At 39.2% G+C, this 22853-nt stretch carries 23 protein-coding genes; 1 reads left to right on the forward strand and 22 read right to left on the reverse strand.

Annotation, left to right across the window (positions count from 1 at the left end; genetic code table 11):
- Nucleotides 1-306 precede the first annotated feature (306 nt).
- On the reverse strand, nt 307-1155 hold the full coding sequence (locus ACOI1C_RS07060; RefSeq protein ID WP_422509393.1) for a peptidoglycan DD-metalloendopeptidase family protein: 849 nt from the start codon (nt 1153-1155) through the stop codon (nt 307-309).
- A 247-nt stretch (nt 1156-1402) separates the two neighbouring features.
- Here ACOI1C_RS07060 and ACOI1C_RS07065 point away from each other — a divergent pair, with 247 nt between their 5' ends.
- Nucleotides 1403-1945: an REP-associated tyrosine transposase gene (locus ACOI1C_RS07065; RefSeq protein ID WP_422509395.1), complete on the forward strand. Its 543-nt coding sequence runs from the start codon at nt 1403-1405 to the stop codon at nt 1943-1945.
- A gap of 173 nt (nt 1946-2118) precedes the next feature.
- Here ACOI1C_RS07065 and spoIID read toward each other — a convergent pair whose 3' ends face one another.
- From spoIID to atpF, 21 genes are all read right to left on the reverse strand, one after another.
- Nucleotides 2119-3144 carry a stage II sporulation protein D gene (gene spoIID / locus ACOI1C_RS07070; protein ID WP_422509397.1) on the reverse strand — a complete coding sequence of 342 codons (1026 nt, stop codon included), beginning with the start codon at nt 3142-3144 and terminating at the stop codon, nt 2119-2121.
- Nucleotides 3145-3443: 299 nt separating this feature from the next.
- Nucleotides 3444-4754: a UDP-N-acetylglucosamine 1-carboxyvinyltransferase gene (gene murA / locus ACOI1C_RS07075; RefSeq protein WP_422509399.1), complete on the reverse strand. Its 1311-nt coding sequence runs from the start codon at nt 4752-4754 to the stop codon at nt 3444-3446.
- A gap of 31 nt (nt 4755-4785) precedes the next feature.
- Nucleotides 4786-5529 (reverse strand): YwmB family TATA-box binding protein, encoded by a 744-nt coding sequence (locus ACOI1C_RS07080; protein WP_422509401.1) that lies wholly within the window; start codon nt 5527-5529, stop codon nt 4786-4788.
- Nucleotides 5530-5708: 179 nt separating this feature from the next.
- On the reverse strand, nt 5709-5948 hold the full coding sequence (locus ACOI1C_RS07085; protein ID WP_422509403.1) for a DUF1146 family protein: 240 nt from the start codon (nt 5946-5948) through the stop codon (nt 5709-5711).
- A 78-nt stretch (nt 5949-6026) separates the two neighbouring features.
- Complete coding sequence (gene nuoN, locus ACOI1C_RS07090) at nt 6027-7526, reverse strand: NADH-quinone oxidoreductase subunit NuoN (protein ID WP_422509405.1); 1500 nt, start codon at nt 7524-7526, stop codon at nt 6027-6029.
- Between the two features lie 4 nt (nt 7527-7530).
- Nucleotides 7531-9057: an NADH-quinone oxidoreductase subunit M gene (locus ACOI1C_RS07095; protein ID WP_422509407.1), complete on the reverse strand. Its 1527-nt coding sequence runs from the start codon at nt 9055-9057 to the stop codon at nt 7531-7533.
- Entirely contained in the window at nt 9054-10919 is a 1866-nt protein-coding gene (gene nuoL, locus ACOI1C_RS07100) for an NADH-quinone oxidoreductase subunit L (protein WP_422509508.1), read from the reverse strand. Before nuoL ends, ACOI1C_RS07095 begins: the two co-directional genes overlap by 4 nt.
- 125 nt (nt 10920-11044) lie before the next feature.
- Nucleotides 11045-11359, reverse strand: a complete 315-nt coding sequence (gene nuoK / locus ACOI1C_RS07105) for an NADH-quinone oxidoreductase subunit NuoK (protein ID WP_422509409.1) — start codon at nt 11357-11359, stop codon at nt 11045-11047.
- The gene (locus ACOI1C_RS07110; RefSeq protein WP_422509411.1) at nt 11356-11871 is read right to left on the reverse strand and encodes an NADH-quinone oxidoreductase subunit J; all 516 of its coding nucleotides are present in this window, start codon (nt 11869-11871) and stop codon (nt 11356-11358) included. Before ACOI1C_RS07110 ends, nuoK begins: the two co-directional genes overlap by 4 nt.
- The gene (nuoI, locus tag ACOI1C_RS07115) at nt 11868-12287 is read right to left on the reverse strand and encodes an NADH-quinone oxidoreductase subunit NuoI (RefSeq protein WP_422509413.1); all 420 of its coding nucleotides are present in this window, start codon (nt 12285-12287) and stop codon (nt 11868-11870) included. Before nuoI ends, ACOI1C_RS07110 begins: the two co-directional genes overlap by 4 nt.
- Nucleotides 12288-12323: 36 nt before the next feature.
- Nucleotides 12324-13331, reverse strand: a complete 1008-nt coding sequence (gene nuoH, locus ACOI1C_RS07120; RefSeq protein WP_422509415.1) for an NADH-quinone oxidoreductase subunit NuoH — start codon at nt 13329-13331, stop codon at nt 12324-12326.
- Entirely contained in the window at nt 13331-14431 is a 1101-nt protein-coding gene (locus tag ACOI1C_RS07125) for an NADH-quinone oxidoreductase subunit D (RefSeq protein ID WP_422509417.1), read from the reverse strand. Before ACOI1C_RS07125 ends, nuoH begins: the two co-directional genes overlap by 1 nt.
- Before the next feature lie 3 nt (nt 14432-14434).
- Nucleotides 14435-15655: an NADH-quinone oxidoreductase subunit C gene (locus tag ACOI1C_RS07130; RefSeq protein WP_422509419.1), complete on the reverse strand. Its 1221-nt coding sequence runs from the start codon at nt 15653-15655 to the stop codon at nt 14435-14437.
- Nucleotides 15652-16170 (reverse strand): NuoB/complex I 20 kDa subunit family protein, encoded by a 519-nt coding sequence (locus ACOI1C_RS07135; protein ID WP_422509421.1) that lies wholly within the window; start codon nt 16168-16170, stop codon nt 15652-15654. The genes ACOI1C_RS07130 and ACOI1C_RS07135 overlap by 4 nt, the downstream gene beginning before the upstream one ends.
- On the reverse strand, nt 16161-16535 hold the full coding sequence (locus tag ACOI1C_RS07140; protein WP_422509423.1) for an NADH-quinone oxidoreductase subunit A: 375 nt from the start codon (nt 16533-16535) through the stop codon (nt 16161-16163). The genes ACOI1C_RS07135 and ACOI1C_RS07140 overlap by 10 nt, the downstream gene beginning before the upstream one ends.
- Before the next feature lie 590 nt (nt 16536-17125).
- Nucleotides 17126-17527: a F0F1 ATP synthase subunit epsilon gene (locus ACOI1C_RS07145; protein WP_422509425.1), complete on the reverse strand. Its 402-nt coding sequence runs from the start codon at nt 17525-17527 to the stop codon at nt 17126-17128.
- 26 nt (nt 17528-17553) lie between these two features.
- Complete coding sequence (atpD, locus tag ACOI1C_RS07150) at nt 17554-18975, reverse strand: F0F1 ATP synthase subunit beta (protein WP_422509427.1); 1422 nt, start codon at nt 18973-18975, stop codon at nt 17554-17556.
- Nucleotides 18976-19163: 188 nt separating this feature from the next.
- Entirely contained in the window at nt 19164-20024 is an 861-nt protein-coding gene (atpG, locus tag ACOI1C_RS07155; RefSeq protein ID WP_422509429.1) for an ATP synthase F1 subunit gamma, read from the reverse strand.
- Between the two features lie 107 nt (nt 20025-20131).
- Entirely contained in the window at nt 20132-21640 is a 1509-nt protein-coding gene (atpA, locus tag ACOI1C_RS07160) for a F0F1 ATP synthase subunit alpha (RefSeq protein WP_422509431.1), read from the reverse strand.
- A gap of 15 nt (nt 21641-21655) precedes the next feature.
- Nucleotides 21656-22201, reverse strand: a complete 546-nt coding sequence (locus tag ACOI1C_RS07165; protein ID WP_422509432.1) for a F0F1 ATP synthase subunit delta — start codon at nt 22199-22201, stop codon at nt 21656-21658.
- A complete protein-coding gene (atpF, locus tag ACOI1C_RS07170; RefSeq protein WP_422509433.1) occupies nt 22198-22731 on the reverse strand; it encodes a F0F1 ATP synthase subunit B in 534 nt (177 codons plus the stop codon). Before atpF ends, ACOI1C_RS07165 begins: the two co-directional genes overlap by 4 nt.
- Nucleotides 22732-22853 lie beyond the last annotated feature (122 nt).

Here is a 22853-nt window from a genome sequence, read left to right on the forward strand (position 1 = left end):
GTTTTGCCGTTAAACTAAATTGACTGTGCCTTAATGACTATTTCTCCAACTAATAGAGTAACTATAAAGTGGGAAAAACGATGAATTCTGCTTATATTAAGCTTTCCAAAATCCATCATTTTCAATCGATAGCAGGTTCCACATTCACAAAATAATTGTATCAGAAAATATAGAATATTTCACTTCCTTCAGTGCTTTAGTGTTGTGGGGGTCAGGCCCCCACTGCTTTATAGCGTTAAAGCACAAAAAAACCTGCCTTGTGCATAGGCAGGTTCTTGTATCAAGTTGTTGTTGTCGTTTGTGATATTATGCTTTTCCTTGACCAATGGATGCGTCTGGTGTGTCAGTTGTGTCTACTTCTGAATCTTCGTCACCTTGTTCAGGCTCTTCTTCTTCAGTACCCTTGTCTTCTTCTTTGTCAGCAGCATCTTTACCTGCTTCTGACTCTGTTGAAGCTTCTTCATTTTCATCTAGTAATGAAGCTAGAGTTTCTTCAAAGAAATCTAATGGATTCACAGGATCATCGCCTTTGCGAATTTCAAAGTGTGTGTGAATTCCGGCTTCTTCGTTGTATAGTGAACGACCTGCTGTAGCAAGCATTTCACCTTGTGCTACTTTTGCACCTTCTTCAACTTTTACATTCTCCAAAGCTGAATACATCGTTGTAATTCCATCACCATGTTCTAGCACTACTAAGAAGCCTAGTAACGGATCCTTTTCGACCTTTGTTACTGTTCCACTTAATGATGCAACTACATCAAAGCTTTTACCATCCTTGTTCTTAATATCGATACCTGTGTTACCAGCGTAACGATTTTCATAAAAAACTAGGGCAGCTTCTTGTTCTGCTTCAGTTGCTTTGTCATCATAGAATTGTTTTTGTACTTCTACAGAATCAACATCGGCAACTGGCATTGCAAACTTCTCGACATTACTTACTACTTCTACAACTTCCTGGTTACCTGCAGTTGGTACATCACTTACTGTGATATCAGTAGAATCAGCTAAATCGTTCGTACTGCTTTGATACCATAATACTGCTGTCAGAATAATTGCTGCACTTGCAAGATAAATTGCTGGGAATACCCAACGCTTCTTAAAGAATTGCTGTGTTCTTGACTTACGAGGATTGTGTTTTTCTTCCTCTCTCATCATTTATCATCACCTCAGCAACCATTCTGTACAGAATCTCTTAAATATATACATCCATTCAAAAAAAATAATAAATATTATCTTTCGACAAACGTTACGTAATTATTCATAGAGTATGAAAATTCTTTTCTGAATAAAAATATCTCTATTAAATAAAGCTACTTTTGATAAAAAAGTTTTCTAACTAGGCAGGAATTTCTATATTTCTCTAGTAAGTATAAAGGGAGTAAAAATAAGGAGTGATAAAACGATGAGTCGAAGACCCCGCTTATGGTACCCGGGTGCAATCTATCATATTACGAGTAGAGGAAATCGCAAGTCTGTTATTTTCAATGATCAAAGTGACTATCAAAAGTACCTAACATGCGTTGCTGAAACGAGAAATGAAATCCCTTTTCACCTCCATGGTTACTGCCTCATGCCCAATCACCTACACCTTCTTCTTGAAACAGAATCTATACATATTCAACGTATCATGTGGAGCTTCCAAACCTCCTATGCCAATTATTTCAATAAGAAATATAATTTAGAGGGTCATGTTTTTCAAGGGAGATATGGTTCTAAAATGATAGACTCACAAAAGTACTTTGTAGATGCTAATCGATACATCCACCTAAATCCCGTAAAAGCAGAACTCGTGGAGAACCCTTCAGAGTATGAATGGGGTAGCTATCAATATTATGTTAACGGTAACCCTCCCCCCTATCTAAACACCACAAAAACAATCTCCCTATTCCCAAGTCTTAGCAGCTATCAAATTTTTGTAGAACGAACAACAATCACAGTAGAATAAAAAGATATTCCTTTAACGAATTAACGTGTCGGGGGCCTGGCCCCCGGTGCGTTAATTCGTTAAAGTACTTTAATATCCAAATAAAGCGTCCTACTATGTTAGATTCACTAACTGTAGGACGCTTTATAATTATTCTTTAGCATTGCAGGTTTAGCTGGGGAGTGTTCAATCAATTATTTAGATGCTGTAATCTTCGGTACAAAAGGGTCAAGTGGGCTGATTTCTATTCCTTGATAGTAATGCTTTACAATATCTTGATAGTTTTTGCCTTCTTGTGCCATGCCGTTTGCGCCGTATTGACTCATTCCAACTCCGTGACCATAGCCTTTTGTTGTGATAACGATTTCGTTGCCTTTTCTCACCCAAGTAAAATCGGAGGATCTAAGTTTTAAGGTTTCACGAACTATACGACCGGAGGCCTTTTTGTCTCCGAACTGAACAGTAGCTACTCGATTTCCTGAAGTTCTTGCTATAATCTTTCCAATATCCTCATTAGCATTAATCTTTACTCCTAGCTTACTTTCAAATTCAGTGACGGAAATTGTTTCTGACGTCAAGTATTTCGGAGCATTTTCGTCCCAATGGCTCGCTACACTTCGTAAATAAGGGTACTCATTTCCCCAATATTCTTCCGAGTTCTCGGTGTAACCATTGCTAGTAGAGAAAAATGAAGCATCTATCGGTGTACTATTATAGGTTAGTATATGCCCTGCTGTTGCATTGACTGCTTCCGTAATCTTCTTTATTTTCTGCTCATAATCCGCGCCCCATTGTTTCTTTAATTCCAAATGATCTTTATATGCTTGATGTGTCTCAAACGAATCAGTCACCTGTGCACCTTCAGGAGTACCTAATTTCGTTACATTTAACATTCGATTTACTGCAAGAGTTCTTGCAGCTAGTGCCTGTGCCTTTAACGCCTCGACTTCAAACTCAGCTGGCATCTCTGAAGCTACTACTCCAACCACATACTCCTCTAACGGGATATTTTCAATTACATCTTTGGCAGATCGGTATACTGGAATATTAATGGCTAGTTCGTTCTTAACAGTTGGTGCTGACATTGTCACTGGCTGAAGATCCTCAACCAATGTCCCGCTCGTTTTGTCTGTAAACGGAATAACTAGTAGTGTAGGGATGAGCAATGTGACAATGAATAATAATGATCCTATTACAATAATTGGTTTGAACGATTTCAAACTTTCCAGCCTCCATCCGCTTCTGATTCAAGTTGCTTAATTCAATGTTATGGAGGAGGACAAGCTAATATGACTAAAATCTCTCAACTCTTGTAAAAAAAATAGTAGAGTTCCCTTTCGTGCTTTACCACGTTAATTTAGTGGGGGCCAGGCCCCCACTGCTTTAACGCGCTAAATAGTTGATATTTCAGAAAGTTTTGTAATAGTACTGTAAAGTATTATTATTTTTGTTTAGGCATAGACTAAGTTTAAGTGTTGTCAAAAAAAAGAAGCCTAGGAAGGCTTCTGATTATTTTGGGTTATGCGTTTATGTCTGATACTTTCGCTTCAATGATTTCTAGAGATGGTGATTCTTCTGTAATACGTTCAATGTCTGCACCTAGCGCTGCTAGTTTTCCGTGGAAGTTTACGTAGCCACGATCAAGATGCTTTAGCTCACCTACACGAGTGTATCCATCTGCTACAAGTCCAGCTATAATAAGTGCTGCTCCTGCACGAAGGTCTGTTGCAGAAACTTCTGCACCTTGAAGAGTGCCTGGTCCAGCTATAATAACTGAGCGGCCTTCAATTTTAATTTCACCGTTCATACGACGGAATTCTTCTACGTGCATAAAGCGATTTTCAAAAACGGTTTCGGTAATCATACTTGTTCCATTTGCTTGTAACAATAGTGCCATCATTTGTGATTGCATATCAGTTGGGAAACCAGGATGTGGCATTGTCTTAATATCAACAGCCTTCAGCTTATCTGGTCCAATTACGCGAAGACCATCATCCTCTTCAATAATGGTAACACCCATTTCTTCAAGCTTAGCCACTAACGAGCTTAAATGCTCTGGAACGGCACCTTGTACATAGACATTACCACCCGTTATAGCAGCAGCTACCATGAATGTTCCTGCTTCTATTCGGTCTGGGATCACAGCATGCTCGACCCCAACTAGCTTTTCTACACCTTCAATTCGGATAGTAGCTGTACCTGCACCACGAATTTTGGCACCCATTTTGTTGAGATAGTTAGCTAAATCAACAATTTCAGGTTCCTTTGCACAGTTTTCAAGGACTGTCGTTCCATTGGCTAATGTAGCCGCCATCATGACATTTTCAGTTGCACCAACACTTGGCGTGTCAAAATAAACTTTCGCTCCATGAAGTCGACCGTTCACTTCAGCCTCAATATAACCATTACCTACTTTAACATTTGCTCCCATCGCTTCAAACCCTTTAAGGTGTTGATCAATAGGACGGGAACCGATTGCACAACCACCGGGTAAAGCAACTCTTGCTTTACCATTTCGAGCTAATAAGGAACCCATGACTAAGACAGAAGCGCGCATCTTTCGAACGTATTCAAAAGGTGCTTCAGTTAATAACTCTTTCGTTGAATCAACAGTGATCTGACCATTCTCAAATGTAACATTTGCATTTAATTGTCGTAACACTTCATTGATTGTATAAACATCCGAAAGAGCAGGTACATCAGTGATTACACTTATACCTTCACTAGCTAAGATGGATGCAGCGATAACAGGTAGAACGGCGTTTTTTGCTCCTTCAACTTTGACAGAGCCGTTCAATTGCTTCCCGCCGCGGACGATGATTTTTTCCAAGGTATTCCCCTCCGCGTCCAATTTCTCTATATTAATATTCAGACGTAATGATTGGTGTTCCTATCACTACTGTAGTTTTACCGCCCAATCCTATATTTCTTAAAGCTAATTGTACATTCATCTTCCCGTTAATCGTAGGAAGATATTTCACCCACTGTTTAGTATATGCAGTAATTGAGACAAATGTCTCCTCGTTTACTAACTCGACAATTTGTGCATCAAATTCGTTTAATAGCCCTTCAGCCTTATCATATAAAACCTCTTCAATATTATCATTGAAATTCCCTTTAACACAAGAGAAATTTGTGGAATCTCCAAGAAGTATGTCAGTTTTTATATGATTAAATATAGGTAAAAAGGCCTTATAGTCCTCTTCAGACCAACCGGTTCCTGTTGCTTCATAAATAAGGTACGTATATGGGGTATTACTTTTAAAGGTAGTAGCTAAAGTTATTTTTTCTTTTATAGAATTATTATAATTCCTAACCCCTACAGCCTTGAATTGGTTACCCTCTTTTGTTGCACTCCAGCTAAACTGTTTCGTTAAAATAGTTAATTCTTCAATCTTTACGTCAAATTCCTTCTCGTTTTGAATAGAATCTAAACTTCCTTTTGTGTAGAGAGACCATTCTTGGATATTGATTTCTTCCTGTTCAAACACCTCAATGATATCAAGGATTTCAGCATTCTCCCCACTTGCTTCAATTGTCTTGTACCCAATCAATACACCTATCAAAACCATAATGAATAAAAAACTTACTATATCTTTTTTCAACACCGTTCACTTCCTCTCCATACAATCATTCTTGCCAGATTAGAGGTGAACATACTTGGAAAAAGTCGTCATGAACCGACAATGTCCACATACAACATTTCAATTTTATGAATTAGGTGTTTACTTAATGCTTTTCTACCTAATAAAAATTGAAAAAGCCATGCTACAAGAGCATGACTTTAGAAAATTAGTGGAAGCTGCTGGGACCATAGTAAATAGTCCAAGAAGAAATTACTTACTGTTGTGCCTATTGCAATAGTGACTACTAGCAGAAGGATTCTCGCTTGCCACACATAATTCGGCTTAATTAGTACATCAATTCTAATGGCTTGTAGGGCCCACCATGTGATCGTGATAAATAATAAATGAGAGAGGATACTTAATAGGGCTTGCTGCCCGAAAATTTGCTGAGCCACCATATAACCGCTCCTTATTACCTATTTTTTCGACAAAGTCATTTACATGTAAAAGAGAGGGCCTTTTTAGCCTCCCTTTATTCATTCTTGAAAGAAATCTAGAACAAAATTGGTATTTTGATAAAAAACATCTAGAGCTAGATTTGGGAATATTCCAAGGGATATAGTTCCAACTAAACATAAAATAATCAGCACTATGATACTTATTGGAAGCTTAATTCGTTCCTGATCTTCTGCTGGACGGAAAAAGATTTGTCCGAGTAGTCCGAAATAGTAAATATAGGAAATAACAGTAACCCCTATCATGATGGCTGCAACAACATAATGCTCCATAAACAAGGCACCTAAGAAGATATTTAGCTTTGCCATAAATCCAGCCGTACCAGGTATTCCTGCTAGTGAAAGGATAAAAACACCAAGTGAAATGGCTAAAAATGGTGATTTTCGATAAAGCCCTGCAAATTCACCAATATCTTCCTTACCCGTCTTAGTGACAATCAGTTGGAGGATAGCAAATGCTCCAAAGTTCATGAATAAGTAAGCAAGAAGATAGAACCAGATCGAATCTAAAATGAATGGTGATAAGGCCATAAATGCCACTAATACATAGCCAGCATGGGCAATACTAGAATAAGCAAATAATCGTTTTACATTTCTCTGGCGGAGTGCAATGAGGTTACCAACAATCATGGTCACGACTGCTAGGATGGCAATATAATTCCCCATCCCTACAAGCAAGCTCGTTGATCCAGCAGGTGTTTGAGAGAAAATCGTTAAAAAGATTCTTAAAATAATGACAAATCCTGCAGTCTTAGAAACAATGCTTAAAAAAGCAGTAACAGGCATTGGCGCGCCTTCATATACATCAGGAGCCCACATGTGAAAGGGAGCTGATGCTATTTTAAAGGCTAATCCCACAAAGATCATGAAAAAAGCAATAACGGTTAGAAATTGTAGTTCGGGCGAGAACAATCCTTTCAGTTGAGTACTTATGACAATTAAGTTCGTGGAGCCTGCTAGTCCGTAAAGATAGCTCATTCCAAACAAGGTAATAGCAGTAGAAATTCCACCGTTAATTACATATTTCATCGCCGCTTCGTTGGAAGGTATATGTCGTTTTCTTAACCCTGCTAAAATATATGAGGATATAGATAATAACTCTAATCCTACAAAAAGGGTAATCAAATCGCCACTTGATGCCATTATCATAGCTCCAAGTAAAGCTGTTAAAAATAAGTAATAAAATTCACCTTTATACTCGAGTTTCTCTTTTGGCTCGTAGTCTGCTGCCATAAGCATGACAAAACCTGCACCAAGTAATAAGAGAATCTTAAATACCTTTGAAAAAGAGTCGAGTCGGTACGTATTTTCTAAAATTTGAACAGCCGGCTGGTCGAGCTGCGTAAACAGCATTCCTAGGGCTACAATAATTCCTGCCAAACCAAGATACGCAAACTGTCTCCGATCAACACTTGGCTTCACAAACAGGTCCAGTAAGGAGAGAAGGGTGGCTACACCTAGGATGATGAACTCAGGTGCCATCGCTCCCCATTCAAAGCTCAATAATGTGTTTACATCCATTCTTCTAACCCCCTATTCCTAGCATGATGGTTTCAACTGTTGATTGTAGTGGTCCTGACAGTACATTTGGGTAAACACCGATTAAGATGATTAAACCTAGTAACACAATTACTGGAACCCATTCTACTTTCTTTAAATCATTCACTTCTTTTATGTCTTCCTTTAACGAACCAAAGGTCATATTTAACACGGCACGAAGTAAGTATACGGCTGTCATGATGATACCAATTGCTCCAATTGCAGCAATCACAGGCATTTCTTTAAATAATCCTAAGAATGCCATAAATTCACTAACAAAACCCGACATACCAGGTAAGCCTAACGATGCCATCGAACCAGCTAATAAAAAGCCTGCTGTTATTGGCATAACTTTTGCAAGTCCTCCTAAGCGAGCAAGACTCGTTGTTTCAAAACGTTCATAGAGAATTCCCACTAAAAAGAACAGTAGGGCAGAAATCAATCCATGGGACACGACTTGGAAAATGGCTCCTTGAATTCCAGCCTCATTTAAAGCTGCCAGACCGATTAGAATAATTCCCATGTGCGAAATACTAGAATAGGCCAAGACCATTTTAAAGTCATCCTGGATAAATGCTAGGAAGGCACCATATAGGAGATTGACAACTCCTAGCACTGCCAAAACAACCGAAAATGCGACAAATTCCTCGGGAAATAATCCAGCACCAAAGCGAATTAAACCAAAGGCACCTATTTTCAATAAGATCCCGGAGTGAAGCATAACAATTGATGGTGGAGCCTGTACATGAACACGAAGCATCCAGCTGTGCAAAGGGAAAATGGGTAGCTTAACACCAAACGCAATTAATAACCCTAAAAACAAGCCCCATCGAAGCTCACTAGAAAACGGTTTAATAATCTGTTCTGTGTCATACGTTCCATTTAAGATTTCACCTAACAACGCAATATTAGACGTACCTGTTCTTGCAAATAAAATGATAATAACAATTAAGAGGATAGCAGATCCTATTCCGTTATAAATTAAATAACTATAGGCCGCTTTTTCTTTATCAAAGTAACCCCATTTCCCAATAAGGAAGAACATAGGTATCAAAGTGAGTTCAAAGAATAGGAAGAACAGTATTAGGTTTTCAGCTGCAAATACTCCAAGCATTCCAATTTCAAGCAATAGGAATAGCATAAAATAGCCTTTCCATTCCTTTTTAATATTGATAGAAGCTATTGAAGCAAGTGTTGCTACGATCGTTGTTAATAGTAATAGGGCTAAAGAGAACCCATCCACTCCTAATTCATAATCAATAGCAAATAACCGGCCTTTATAAAGTTCAAAATTCCCTATTTGGATCCATTCATATACTTCTCCAAACGTTGATAGGGCTTTTCCAGAAAGGTATTGAACATAAATAATTCCTGCAACAAGCAGCGGAAGCAGTGTGCTCAAAAAACCTACTAACTTTATGGTTTTCTCCTGTGCTTTTGGCATGAATCCTAAAATCAATATACCAACCAGTGGGGAGAAAATTAAGAATGATAAAAGAATAGACTGATTCATCCTAAATACCCCCTCAGTACATAAATCAATAGGAGCAAGGCTAAACCAACAAACGCAACTGAACCATAGGTTTGCACTTGGCCATTGTGTGCGGCTGCACCAATACGGCTTGCACGGTTCACAAGGGCTTTGACTCCGTTAATAATACCTTCGATGATAAAAATTTCAATATATTTTAAGAATAAACTAAATGTCTTGGTCGCAAAAACCACTGTGAGTTGATAGAACTCGTCCACAAAGTATTTATTAGACAGAATTCCATAACCTGCAGGGAATCGACTACTCAACCAATCACGAGGAATCGTTTTATTTCCATAAATCATATAGGCTAATAAAATTCCACCAAGTGAAACGATAGTGGCAATTGCCATGATCCAAAGTGGACCCTCAGTATGAGCATAGCCAAGGGTTTCTGTTCCTTCTGTCAACCAGTCTCCTAAGAATGTCCCAAACCAAGGTGTATTCACATACCCAGAAACAACAGCCAGCACACCTAGTACGATCATAGGAATGGTCATAACGGATGGGGATTCATGGATTTGTTTCTGATTGCCGCGATTCTCCCCAGTAAACACCATGAAAAACAAGCGGAACATATAAAACGCTGTAAAGAATGCTGCTAGAACAGCTAGCCAAAACAAACCATAATTTCCTTTTGACCAAGCAGCTAGTAGTATTTCATCTTTACTGAAAAATCCTGAAAACAGTGGAACACCACTTATTGCTAGTGTTCCAATTAAGAACAGTGGTGCCGTTACACGAAGCTTTTTCCAAAGTCCGCCCATTTCCTCTATATTTTGAGTATGAACAGCATGAATGACACTACCAGCAGCTAAGAATAGTAGGGCTTTGAAAAATGCATGTGTCATTAAGTGGAAAACACCTGCCACATAGCCAGCAGATCCTAAAGCAAGCATCATGTAACCTAATTGACTGACCGTCGAATAGGCAAGTACACGTTTAATATCTTTTTGCACAAGACCAATCGATGCAGCGAAGATAGCTGTTATTCCACCAATAACCGCAACCGTATAGAGTGCTGTTTCACTTGCAGCAAAAAGCGGGAATAAAGCAGCTACAAGGTATACACCTGCCGCTACCATTGTTGCAGCATGGATTAAGGCAGAAACTGGCGTTGGCCCTTCCATGGCGTCAGGCAACCATGTGTGAAGTGGAAACTGTCCTGATTTCCCCATCGCTCCAATGAAGATGAGGATAGCTATAAGTGTAATCATTCCATTTGAAATGGCTCCAGCCTCAACGCTTGAAAAAATTTCATCATATTCAAAGCTACCTACTTGCCAAAACAGTAAGATGATCCCGATCAGTAAACCAACGTCACCAATACGTGTCATAATAAATGCCTTTTTGGCTGCAGCTTTTGCCTCACCTTTGAAGAAATAGAAACCAATTAGGAGGAATGAACCTAGCCCAACGAGTTCCCAAAACATATAAGTTTGCAGTAGGTTCGGTGATAGAACCAATCCTAGCATTGCAAAAGTAAAGAAACCTAAATACGCGTAATATATATGAAAACGTTCATCTTCATGCATATACCCTTTTGAATACATATGTACTAAGAAGCTCACAAGTGAAACAATGACGAGCATCAATGCGTTCAGTTGGTTAACTTCAAACCCAGCTGTTAACTGAATTTCTCCAATGGAAAGCCATGTGAATTCCGTTTTTACATTTGGTGCAGATAGACGATTGATTAGCACCAAGACGGAATATAGGAGGGAGAAAAACGTGAACACGATGCCTACGTATGCACTTGCTTCTTTCATCCGTTTGCCGAATATAAGTAGGATTAAAAAGGAGGCAAGCGGAAAAAGTGGTATTAGCCAAGCATTTTCCATCATTTGTTTATCAATCCCCTTTATTACTGATTTGCCTTTATAACCAGTATTTATTGCTATATTCAAGACAACTACTTTCAATTTTCGCTTGTCCCGATTTATTTCAAAAAGATACCACTATTCTCGGGTTATCTTTTGAGTGTATCCATCTCATCGACGTTCACAGTCGATTTATTGCGATAAAGTGCAATTAGAATAGCTAACCCAACGGCTGCTTCTGCTGCTGCAATCGAAATCGAGAAGAGTGTAAAAATTTGGCCAGTAATCCCTGGGGTTACTCCAAATTTACTAAACGCAACTAAATTTATATTGGATGCATTCAGCATGAGCTCAATTGAAATTAATACAATAACCGCATTTCGTTTCGTTAGAGCTCCGTATAGTCCAATACAAAATAATATTAATGCCAGTACGAGGTAGGCGGATAACGGAACGGAACTCATTCGTCATTCGCCTCCTTTTGATCATCTTTTTTTGCTAATACTATAGCACCAATCAAAGCTACTAGAAGCAAAACTGAAGTTAATTCAAACGGAATAATGTACTTCGAGTATAAAGTTATCCCGATTTGTTTCGTGTTTTCTACATGTAGGTCTGTTGGTTGGTCGCTTAGCTGTAGGTCGTATATCCCAAAATAAACAGTGATTGCAAAAGCAGCAATCCCCCCCATAATGAGGATCTTTTTCCCAAGGCTAGACCTAGCCTCACTCGTATCATTGTGTCTCGTTAACATGATACCAAACAACATAATAATGGTTATAGCACCTGAATAGATTAAAATTTGTACGGCTGCCACAAATTCTGCAGACAGCAGTACGTAAATACCTGCAATGCTTATAAAAGAGAATACAAGGGCTAGGACCATGTGGACGACATTCGAAAGGTTGATCATGAGAACACCACCTGCAATAGCCACTAATGCTAACACTAAAAATGCAATAAATTCGCCACTCACGCTTTATTCTCCCTTCTCACATTCGTATCATTTTCGTCTAGCCATTCAAGATTTTTGAAAAGATCATCCCGACTGTATGACGCAAGCTCAAAATTATTGGTCATCACAATAGCTTCTGTAGGACAAACCTCCGTGCATAAGTCACATAGTATACAAATTTCAAAGTTGATATCATATGTATCTATGATTTTCCCTTTTTTAGTTGGATCCGGATGCTTTTTCCCAGTCAACTGAATACAGTCTGTTGGACAAATATTGGCACATTGATTACAGACGATACACTTTTCTGGATAAAACTTTTGAATGCCTCGATATCGGTCTGGTAATGGTAGAGGCTCATTCGGGTAATCATAGGTTACTTTTTTCTTTGATAAGTTTTGAAGGGTATATTTCAAACCTTTCGCTAAGCCTAGCATCTTTCACACCCCTTTTCTAAAAACAATCCGTTTCTCTTAAAAGAAAAATTCTTTTAGTAATGCTGCGATGAAAATATTTAAAATGGCAACTGGTAATAATACTTTCCATCCAAACTCCATTAAATGATCGGCACGTAAACGCGGAAAGCTTACACGGATCCAAATTAAAACGAAAACAACCATAGAGAATTTTATGGCAAACCACACTGCACCTGGAATAAAGCTTAAGAACTCAAATGGTGCCAACCATCCACCTAGAAATAGAACAGTAGTTAATGCAGCCATTGCAAAGAAATAAACATATTCAGCTAGCATGAAAAATGCCCAGCGGAAGCCCGAATATTCAACATGGAATCCAGCAACTAATTCTGACTCCGCTTCAGGTAAGTCAAAAGGAGTTCGATTTAATTCTGCAACTGAAGCAATGAAGAAGATTAAAAATGCCACTGGTTGAAGGAGGATAAACCAAGCTGTCTCTGCTTGAGCTGCAACAATATCATTTAAATTTAAGCTTCCTGATAATAAAATAACTCCAATCACTGACATAACCAGTGGGATTTCATACGAGATCATTTGAGCTGCCGCACGCATACCACCCATTAGAGCATACTTATTGTTGGATGCCCAACCGCCTGTAACAACACCAATCGTCGTAATACCAGATATCGCAATATAATAAAGGAGCCCAACACCAATATCTGCAAATTGAAAAGCATCTGTAAATGGAATGGTTGCCAGCACCATAAATGCAGGTGTAAACGCAAGCACTGGAGCCAAAATAAACAAGGGCTTATCTGCTAATTTAGGAATGGTATCCTCTTTTAGTAAAAGCTTTAAAACATCTGCTACCGTTTGTAGTAATCCCCATCTTCCTCCGACTTGGTTGGGTCCAATACGCCCTTGCATAAAGCCCATTACTTTACGCTCTGCAAGGATACCGTATGTAACAAAGCCAAGAACGACCATAAGGAAGGCCGTGGCTAAACCAAAAAAGATGAGAAAATTACTTATACCTGGAGTAGATTGTAAAAGACCTTCAATCATTAGCCATCAACCTCCCCTAGTACGATATCAATTCCACCAAGTATAGCAATCAAGTTTGCCATATTTTCTCCTTCAAGAAGCTTTGGTAGAATTTGAAGGTTATAGAAGGAAGGACGTCTGAATTTTAACCGGTACGGCTCTTTCTTACCGTCACTGGCAATATAGCAACCGATTTCCCCACGAGGTGATTCGATGCGAACAAAGGCTTCCCCTTGTGGAACTTTTATAATCTTAGGCACCTTTGCCATGATTTCACCAACTGCTGGGAATTGTTCAACAGCTTGTTCAATGATTTTCAGAGACTCTTCAATCTCTTCCATTCGGCAATGGTAACGTGACCAGCAGTCACCTTCTTCTCTTACTGGAACATCAAAGTCAAAGCGGTCGTAAATGGAGTAGGGTTCGTCTTTACGTAGATCCCATTTCACGCCTGTACACCTTAGGTTAGCCCCACTTAACGAGTAGGAAAGGGCTTCTTGCTTTGTATACTTTCCAACACCTTTAACACGTGTCATATAGATTTCATTTCCCGTGACAAGATCATGATAGCCAGCAAGCTGTTTTCTCATGTAAGGAACAAAATCCCCAACCTTTTCGATCCAACCATCTGGTGCATCCCACTTTACTCCACCCACACGCATGTAGTTGAATGTGAGACGTGCTCCAGACAATTCATTTAATAGGTTAATAATCATTTCACGTTCTCTAAAAGCATAAAGAAACGGGCTTACTGCTCCAATATCTAATAGGTATGTTCCATACCATACTAAATGGCTCGCAACTCGTCCCAATTCCATCGCAAGAACACGTAAATATTCCGCTCTATCTGGAATTTTAAGGTCCATCATCGTTTCCACTGCATGACATAGAACATAGTTGTTGGTCATCGCAGATAAGTAATCCATGCGATCTGTATAAGGAATTATTTGAGTATATTGTAGATCTTCAGCTAGCTTCTCTGTTCCTCGGTGTAAGTAACCAATAACAGGAGTCGCTTCCTTAATGGTTTCACCATCAATTTTTAGTACAATCCGGAAAACACCATGTGTACTAGGATGCTGTGGACCTACGTTTAGTAGCATTTCTTCTGTGCGAATCAACGACTACACCTCCACATCGTATGGTTCATAGTCTTTTCGTAATGGGTAACCAACCCAATCATCTGTAAGCATAATTCGAGTTAGATTTGGATGACCTGTGAACTTAATTCCAAGGAGGTCATAGGCTTCTCTTTCTGGCCAATTTGCTCCATTCCACAGTAAAGAAAGTGAGTCTATCACTGGCTCATCTCTGTCAATCTTAACTTTTAATGCAACAGATTGATGATTTTTATACGAATATAAGTGTACATATACTTCCATATGTTTGACAAAATCAGTTCCATGTAGTTCAGATAAGTATTCAAATCTTAATTGTTCATTATATTTTAGGAACTCAGCAACCTTGTGAAAGTTTTCTCTTTTAGCTACCAAAGTTGGAACATCCTTTGATAGACGATTAATATAGGAGTCTTCTAGAACATCTCCAAGATGCTCTTGTATGACCTTAACATACTTATCTAAAGTCGGTTGATTAGGTGACGGCTTTTGCTCTTCCATTGGCTCGACTGAACTAGAGCCAGCTTTTGCTCTAGCCGCGACCGCGGCTGCGGCTTTTGCCTTAGCAGCAGCAATTGCCTTTGCCTTTTCATCATCACCATCTGGGGAGGTTCCATCCGTTTTTGCAAGAGCTCCTGCTTTTACTTTGGCGGCCGCGGCAGCTTTTGCTTTAGCAACGGCTATTGCTTTGGCTTTTGCCTTTGCTTCATCGTCTAGATTGTCTCCATCTGTTGAATCAGTTGTTTCTGACTGCTTGGCAAGTGCGGCAATCTTCGCTTTGGCCGCGGCTGCTGCATTCGCTTTGGCAACGGCTATTGCTTTCTGCTTGGCGAGGTCATCACCTTGGGCACTAGGGTCAGATGACTCCGTTTCTGCTGCTTGTTTATCTGCTAAACGCTTCTGGGCAGCCTCTTTTGCTTTTTGAGCTGCTTCTTTCTTAAGTTCTTCTTTTGTCTTTTCTGTGGCAGGCTCTTCAGTTGCTGTTTTTGCTGCTTCTGCTTGTTTATCTGCTAAACGCTTCTGGGCAGCCTCTTTTGCCTTCTGCGCTGCTTCTTTTTTAAGTTCTTCTTTTGTCTTTTCTATGGTAGAAGTAGGAGGCTCTGAATCTGCTACTTCTATCGTGCTTACTTGTTGAGCTTTTCTCTCAGCTAAACGGAGGAGTGCTTCTTCTTTTGCTTTTTGTGCAGCTTCTCGTTTCACCTGATCTAGGCTCTTTTCATCACTCATCGACTAGTCACCTGCTTTCCAGTCTTTGCTTCGTACTTAATCTTTTCTCTTAATTTATTAATCCCGTATATTAATGCCGCTGGGTTGGGTGGGCAACCAGGGATATAAACATCAACAGGTACGATTTGGTCCACACCTTTTACTACAGCATATGATTTTACATAGGGTCCACCTGCTGTCGCACAGGAACCCATTGCAATCACGTATTTCGGTTCTGGCATTTGATCATAAAGACGCTTTAAAACAGGTGCCATTTTTTTCGTGACTGTACCTGATACAATCATAACGTCCGATTGACGAGGAGACGTACGGAAAAAAGACCCAAAGCGGTCAAGGTCATAGTGAGAAGATCCCACACCCATCATTTCAATCGCACAGCAAGCTAAGCCAAAGGTTAATGGCCATAGTGAATTACTTCTGGCCCAGGCCTTTAGCTGTTCTAATGTTGCGAGGAACACATTACGCTGCAATTCTTCCATTTCTTCAGGTGTTATATTTTCAAGTTTTAAATCCATTTGAGTACACCCTTCTTCCATGCATAAATTAGTCCAATAAATAACATAAGTACAAATATAAGCATTTCAATAAGTGCAAAAATACCTAATTCTTCATATGCAACAGCCCATGGATAAAGGAAAACAGTTTCTACGTCAAAAATGACAAACATTAACGCGAATATGTAATATCTAACGTTAAATTGAACTCTAGCATCATGATAAGGTTCAATACCACTTTCATAGGTTGTTTGTTTCGCCTCAGTCGGTTTATGAGGTCGTAAAAAACGACCAGCAGTCAGTGCTACAACTGGTAGGATGATCCCTAAAGATAGAAAAATAAATACGATTACGTAGTTATTCTGGTATAGATTTAAAAGCTCCATATAATCAACTCCTATTCGCAACCAATCTTATTAATCATTTTTTTATAATCATTTCATTGTAACCGTAAACATTATATCATTTACGGATATTTGTGTCGATAAAGCTTGTTCATCATTTCCTAATGTCAGAGGATTTCTTTTCAAAGAGGTAAGGTTAAACGTTCCCACACCCAACATCCACTACATGTGTGGGTATGATCGAAGCTTATTTAAGGAACAGTGCCTCGGTACAAGGTCATATCCAAGAAGAATCAATCATTATCCAAAGGAAAAATAAGATAATGCCATATAAAGGACTACATCAATACAAAAAAGGGAGAATCCCATTAGATTTAACTACTTTCTGACTTTGTGAGTAGCTGTCAGTGAGTTAAATTTCCACATATAATCCGAAACATCGATTATATAAGCCAAATTAAGGATATATAAGCCGTCCTTCACTTTTATGATCCGAAACATTTGACTTATAAGCCATAACTGTCCATTTATTGTCCGTTAAACATATTTCTCCAAATAACCCAAACTTTAATTTAGAAGTTTTCAATCAAAAAAGCCCTAGGATGCTAATGCAACCTAAGGCTTTTTATCAATTATATACGTCCCGTTACTTTTAAACGATTTATTGCACGTTGTAGAGCAAGTTCTGCACGTTGCAGGTCGGTATCAGTATCTTTTGCTTGTAAGCGAAGTTCGGCACGTTCTTTGGCTGCTTGTGCACGGTCAACATCAATGTCGGCACCGAGTTCAGCAGATTGCGCAAGAACCGTTACTTTATCTGGACGAACTTCTAAAAATCCTCCAGTAACTGCAACGAGTTCCGTGTTGCCCCCAGTTTTTAAGCGAACTGTACCAATTGCAAGTGGTGCCACCATAGGGATGTGTCCTGGTAAAATACCAAGTTCTCCACTTTGTGCTTTCGTGCTTACCATTTCTACATCTGATTCATAGACGGGGCCATCAGGAGTCACTACACTGACTTGGATTGTCTTCATATTATAAACCTCCTATGTCCCAAGTATTATACTTCTACACCCATTGATTTCGCTTTTTCGATAACCTCTTCGATTCTACCAACTAAGCGGAATGCATCTTCAGGAAGGTGATCGTACTTACCATCTAGAATCTCTCTAAATCCTTTTACTGTTTCTTTTACAGGTACATAAGAACCTTGTTGTCCTGTAAATTGCTCAGCAACGTGGAAGTTTTGAGATAAGTAGAACTGAATACGACGAGCACGGTGAACGACTAGTTTGTCATCATCTGAAAGCTCATCCATACCTAAGATTGCAATAATATCTTGAAGTTCTTTATATCTTTGTAAAGTTGATTGTACTTGACGAGCCACATTGTAGTGTTCTTCTCCAACAATTTCAGGAGATAGTGCACGTGAAGTAGAAGCAAGTGGATCTACCGCAGGGTAAATACCCATTTCAGAAAGCTTACGCTCAAGGTTCGTTGTTGCATCTAAGTGAGCGAAAGTTGTTGCTGGTGCTGGATCCGTATAGTCATCCGCAGGAACATAAATCGCTTGAATAGAAGTAATTGATCCTTTGTTTGTTGACGTAATACGTTCTTGTAATTGACCCATTTCAGAAGCAAGTGTAGGCTGGTAACCTACGGCTGAAGGCATACGTCCTAAAAGGGCAGAAACCTCAGATCCTGCTTGTGTAAAGCGGAAAATGTTATCGATGAAGAATAGTACGTCTTGACCTTGGTCATCACGGAAATATTCTGCCATTGTCAAACCTGTTAAAGCTACACGCATACGTGCTCCAGGTGGCTCGTTCATTTGTCCGAATACCATCGCTGTTTTCTTAATAACTCCTGATTCACTCATCTCGTGGTAAAGGTCATTTCCTTCACGAGTACGCTCTCCTACACCAGCAAATACCGAAATACCACCGTGTTCTTGAGCAATGTTGTTGATTAATTCCTGAATTAATACCGTTTTACCAACACCGGCACCACCGAAAAGACCAATCTTACCACCCTTAATATAAGGAGCAAGTAAGTCAACTACTTTAATACCTGTTTCAAGAATTTCTACCTCTGTTGATAATTCTTCAAATGTAGGAGCTAGTCTGTGAATTGCGTCACGACGAACACCTGCAGGAAGAGCTTCATCAAGGTCAATATTTTCACCTAAAACGTTGAATACGCGCCCTAGAGTAATATCACCAACAGGTACAGAAATAGGTGATCCAGTATCAGTAACTTCTAATCCACGAACAACTCCGTCAGTTGAAGCCATTGCAATTGTACGAACAGTGTCGTCACCTAAGTGAAGAGCAACTTCAAGTGTTAACTTGATGCTAACTGCATTTTCTCCAGTTGCTGTATGGTTAATTGTAAGGGCATTATAAATTTCAGGAAGATGTCCAGATTCAAACTGTACGTCTACAACAGGACCCATAACTTGGGTAATACGTCCTTTTGTCATCGATTTCCCTCCTAACTTACTATTAGAACATTTTTTTGTATTTGACTATTTATTCGGATTTGGCTAGCTTTGGCACCCAGCCCGCCTGAGGTCAAATAACCTCAATCGGATAAAAGGGAAGTTCACCCTTTTCCCCACTTCAGAACATTTGCTATGCCAGAGGGAAAGACGGGCACTTCAGCTTTTCATTACTGCTGTTGTGCAGCTGCTCCACCAACGATTTCAGAAATCTCTTGAGTAATCGCTGCTTGACGCGCTCGGTTATATTTTAAGGTAAGGTTATTGATTAACTCCTTAGCATTATCAGTTGCACTCTTCATGGCAGTCATACGCGCTGCATGTTCACTTGCTTTCCCATCTAATAGAGCTCCGTATATTAAGGTTTCAGCATACTGTGGAAGTAAAACTTCTAGAATATCTTCTTGTGATGGTTCAAATTCATAGGAAGTTAACTTTGTAGAAGTAGCGATATCCGTTAATGGAAGTAGCTTTTTCTCGGTTACTACATGCTCAATGGCACTTACAAAGTGGTTATAGTAAAGGTATAATTCATCAAACGTTCCATCTTCGAATAGGCTAACTGATTTACTAGCAATATCCTTAATAGTTGCGAATGTTGGTAAATCACCTAATCCAGTGATTTCTGAAACTACCGGTACCCCACGCTTTTTAAAGAAGTTTAAACCGATTTTACCAATCACTACGACAGCAAACTCGTCATTGCTTTTGTGACGTTCTTTCATCGCCTGAAAAGCAGTACGTAAAATATTACTGTTGTATGCTCCAGCTAAACCACGGTCTGATGTGATAACGATATAAGCAGTTTTCTTTACTACCCGCGTTTGCATCATTGGGTGTGTAACACCGGTAGATCCTAGAGCAATGTTTGCAACCACTTCTTGAATTTTTTCCATATAAGGAACGAAAGCTTTTGCATTGTTTTCGGCACGATTTAATTTCGCTGCTGATACCATTTGCATTGCTTTTGTAATTTGACTTGTCTTTTTTGTAGAAGTAATTCTGGATTTTATATCACGTAAGGATGCCAAAGGTTTTCACCACCTTTTTTAAAATACCTAAAAGCATGTTTGTTTATGTTTTCACATGGCTTCTGTAAGTAGCTAAGTAACATAGAAATGCTACTTAGCTGAATCTATTACTCAGAAACAACGAAAGTATTTTTGAAGTTGTTTATCGCATTCGTAAAATCCTCATCGCTTGGTAGATCTTTCGTAGCTACGATGTGGTCAAGAAGCGCTTTGCTGTTATGATCTAACCATATTGAATACTCATCTTCAAAACGAGTGATGTCTGATACAGGGATATCATCTAAGAATCCACGAGTTAATGCATAAAGGATGGCAACCTGCTTTTCAACCTTTACCGGTTTGTTTAAACCTTGCTTAAGTACTTCTACAGTACGAGCTCCACGATTAAGTTTTGCTTGTGTTGCTTTATCAAGGTCAGATCCAAACTGAGCAAACGCTTCTAGTTCACGGTATGCAGCAAGGTCTAAACGTAATGTTCCAGATACCTTCTTCATCGCTTTAATTTGTGCAGATCCACCTACACGAGATACAGATAATCCTGCATTGATCGCTGGACGTACTCCCGAGAAAAATAGATCAGATTGTAAGAAAATCTGTCCATCCGTAATTGAGATTACGTTTGTAGGAATGTAAGCAGAGATATCTCCAGCTTGCGTTTCAACAAATGGAAGTGCAGTTATAGAACCTGATCCTTTTGCATCAGAAAGCTTAGCAGCACGCTCTAGTAAACGTGAATGTAAGTAAAATACATCCCCTGGATATGCTTCACGACCCGGAGGACGCTTTAATAGTAATGAAAGCTCACGGTATGCAGCAGCTTGCTTTGAAAGATCATCATATACGATAAGAACATGCTTACCATTATGCATGAATTCTTCTGCCATTGTTACACCCGCAAGTGGAGCTAAGTATTGTAATGGAGCTGGCTGAGATGCAGACGCAGTCACAACGATAGAATAATCTAATGCGCCATTCTTACGTAATGTTTCAACAACTCCACGAACTGTTGATTCTTTTTGACCGATCGCTACATAAATACAAATCATGTTTTGATCTTTTTGGTTTAGAATAGTATCAATAGCTACCGCAGTTTTACCTGTTTGACGGTCACCGATTACTAATTCACGTTGTCCACGGCCAACCGGGATTAGAGCATCAATTGCCTTAATACCTGTTTGTAATGGTTCGTGTACTGATTTACGATCCATAACTCCTGGAGCTGGACTTTCAATCGGACGAGTTTTTGAAGTCTCAATTGGACCTCTTCCATCTACTGGTTGTCCAAGAGGGTTAACGACGCGACCAACAAGTGCATCCCCAACTGGTACTTCCATGATACGGCCTGTACGACGTACTTCGTCACCTTCGCGGATTTTCTTGTATGGACCTAAGATAACAATACCTACATTATTGTCTTCAAGGTTTTGCGCCATTCCCATGACACCATTTGAAAATTCTACAAGTTCTCCAGCCATGACATTGTCGAGGCCATGAGCACGAGCGATACCGTCACCAACTTGGATAACTGTACCTACATCATTCACTTCAATTTCAGACTGATAGTTTTCAATTTGCTTTTTTATCAGCGCACTGATTTCTTCTGCTTTGATGCCCATGAAATTCACCCCTATCTACGTTCTATTAGTCAATAATTCACGTTCAATACGTGCTAATTTTCCACTTACACTTCCGTCATAAATACGGTTGCCTATACGGAGCTTCACTCCGCCAATTAAGCTTTTATCAACGATGTTTTGAATACGAAGAGTTGATTTGCCTACCTTTTTTGCAAAAGCTTGAGATAGTGCATTTTTCTCGTCTATTGTTAATTCTCTTACCGAGTAAACCGTTGCCTCCGCAATTCCTCTTGCGTCATTTGCAGCTTCTGTGAAGAAATCTACAATGCTTATGATAATTGCATGGCGGTTACGGTCGGTTAAAATCAGTAATGTATTTATAACAGGTGAAGAAAGGTTAGAAAAACTTTCCTTCACGATCAATTTCTTTTTATCTTTTGTAACCTTAGGATTGTTAAAAAGAGTGATTAGTTGCTTATTCTCAATAAAAACTGTTTTAACAACAAGAAGTTCTTGTTCGACTTGATCCAAAATGTTCTGCTCTTTAGCAACTTGAAAAAGTGCGATTGCATAACGTTTAGCTATTGTTCCATTACTCATCGCGCTTCTCCTAGACCTTGAGTGTACTCACTAATTAGTTTTTGTTGATCTTGCTCATTCAGTTCTTTTTCAATTACCTTAGAAGCAATAAGTACAGATAATGAAGCTACCTGCTCGCGCAGTGCAGAAACTGCTTGGTCTTTTTCTTGTTGAATCTCTTTTATTGCAGAGTCTTTAATGCGAGTTGCCTCAGTGCGAGATTCTTGAATAATGGAATTTCTTTGCTCTTCACCAAGCTTCTTTGCATTTTCAATTAATCCTTGTGCTTCTATGCGTGATTGCTTTAATAACTCTCGTTGTTCTTCAACTAACTTTTTAGCTTCTGAATTACTTACTTCAGCTGATTTTATTTCATTAGCAATCCGGACTTCACGTTCCTTCATAATGCCCATCAAAGGATTAAATGCGAAATAACGTAAAAGTGCTAATAGTACTAAGAATACAAATAGCTGAAATAGGATATCGCCCGTGTTTAACCTAAACGTACCAGCTTCTGCAGCTAAAATAAATAGATCGGGATTGAATGGCATATTGCTCACTCCTTTCAAAAAGTTCGGTGTTTTTCGACTTTTATCTATCGATTATGTCAAGAATATTCACTATTTTTACATAAAGGAATGGCGAAGATTCTCTAGTAGAGACGACTTCGCCA

Source organism: Bacillus sp. DJP31 (assembly GCF_049310945.1).
Lineage (GTDB): Bacteria > Bacillota > Bacilli > Bacillales > SA4 > Bacillus_BS.

Bases quoted from the DNA above. Each gene is read 5' to 3' on its own strand.
- ACOI1C_RS07145 (WP_422509425.1), bottom strand. From the start codon at position 17,527: ATGAAGACAATCCAAGTCAGTGTAGTGACTCCTGATGGCCCCGTCTAT.
- nuoN (WP_422509405.1), bottom strand. From the start codon at position 7,526: ATGGATGTAAACACATTATTGAGCTTTGAATGGGGAGCGATGGCACCT.
- nuoL (WP_422509508.1), bottom strand. From the start codon at position 10,919: ATGATGGAAAATGCTTGGCTAATACCACTTTTTCCGCTTGCCTCCTTT.
- atpF (WP_422509433.1), bottom strand. From the start codon at position 22,731: ATGCCATTCAATCCCGATCTATTTATTTTAGCTGCAGAAGCTGGTACG.
- ACOI1C_RS07095 (WP_422509407.1), bottom strand. From the start codon at position 9,057: ATGAATCAGTCTATTCTTTTATCATTCTTAATTTTCTCCCCACTGGTT.
- atpA (WP_422509431.1), bottom strand. From the start codon at position 21,640: ATGGGCATCAAAGCAGAAGAAATCAGTGCGCTGATAAAAAAGCAAATT.
- ACOI1C_RS07135 (WP_422509421.1), bottom strand. From the start codon at position 16,170: ATGGATTTAAAACTTGAAAATATAACACCTGAAGAAATGGAAGAATTG.
- atpD (WP_422509427.1), bottom strand. From the start codon at position 18,975: ATGACAAAAGGACGTATTACCCAAGTTATGGGTCCTGTTGTAGACGTA.
- ACOI1C_RS07065 (WP_422509395.1), top strand. From the start codon at position 1,403: ATGAGTCGAAGACCCCGCTTATGGTACCCGGGTGCAATCTATCATATT.
- ACOI1C_RS07130 (WP_422509419.1), bottom strand. From the start codon at position 15,655: ATGAGTGATGAAAAGAGCCTAGATCAGGTGAAACGAGAAGCTGCACAA.
- ACOI1C_RS07140 (WP_422509423.1), bottom strand. From the start codon at position 16,535: ATGGAGCTTTTAAATCTATACCAGAATAACTACGTAATCGTATTTATT.
- nuoI (WP_422509413.1), bottom strand. From the start codon at position 12,287: ATGCTAGGCTTAGCGAAAGGTTTGAAATATACCCTTCAAAACTTATCA.
- ACOI1C_RS07060 (WP_422509393.1), bottom strand. From the start codon at position 1,155: ATGATGAGAGAGGAAGAAAAACACAATCCTCGTAAGTCAAGAACACAG.
- ACOI1C_RS07085 (WP_422509403.1), bottom strand. From the start codon at position 5,948: ATGGTGGCTCAGCAAATTTTCGGGCAGCAAGCCCTATTAAGTATCCTC.
- ACOI1C_RS07165 (WP_422509432.1), bottom strand. From the start codon at position 22,201: ATGAGTAATGGAACAATAGCTAAACGTTATGCAATCGCACTTTTTCAA.
- nuoK (WP_422509409.1), bottom strand. From the start codon at position 11,359: ATGAGTTCCGTTCCGTTATCCGCCTACCTCGTACTGGCATTAATATTA.
- nuoH (WP_422509415.1), bottom strand. From the start codon at position 13,331: ATGATTGAAGGTCTTTTACAATCTACTCCAGGTATAAGTAATTTTCTC.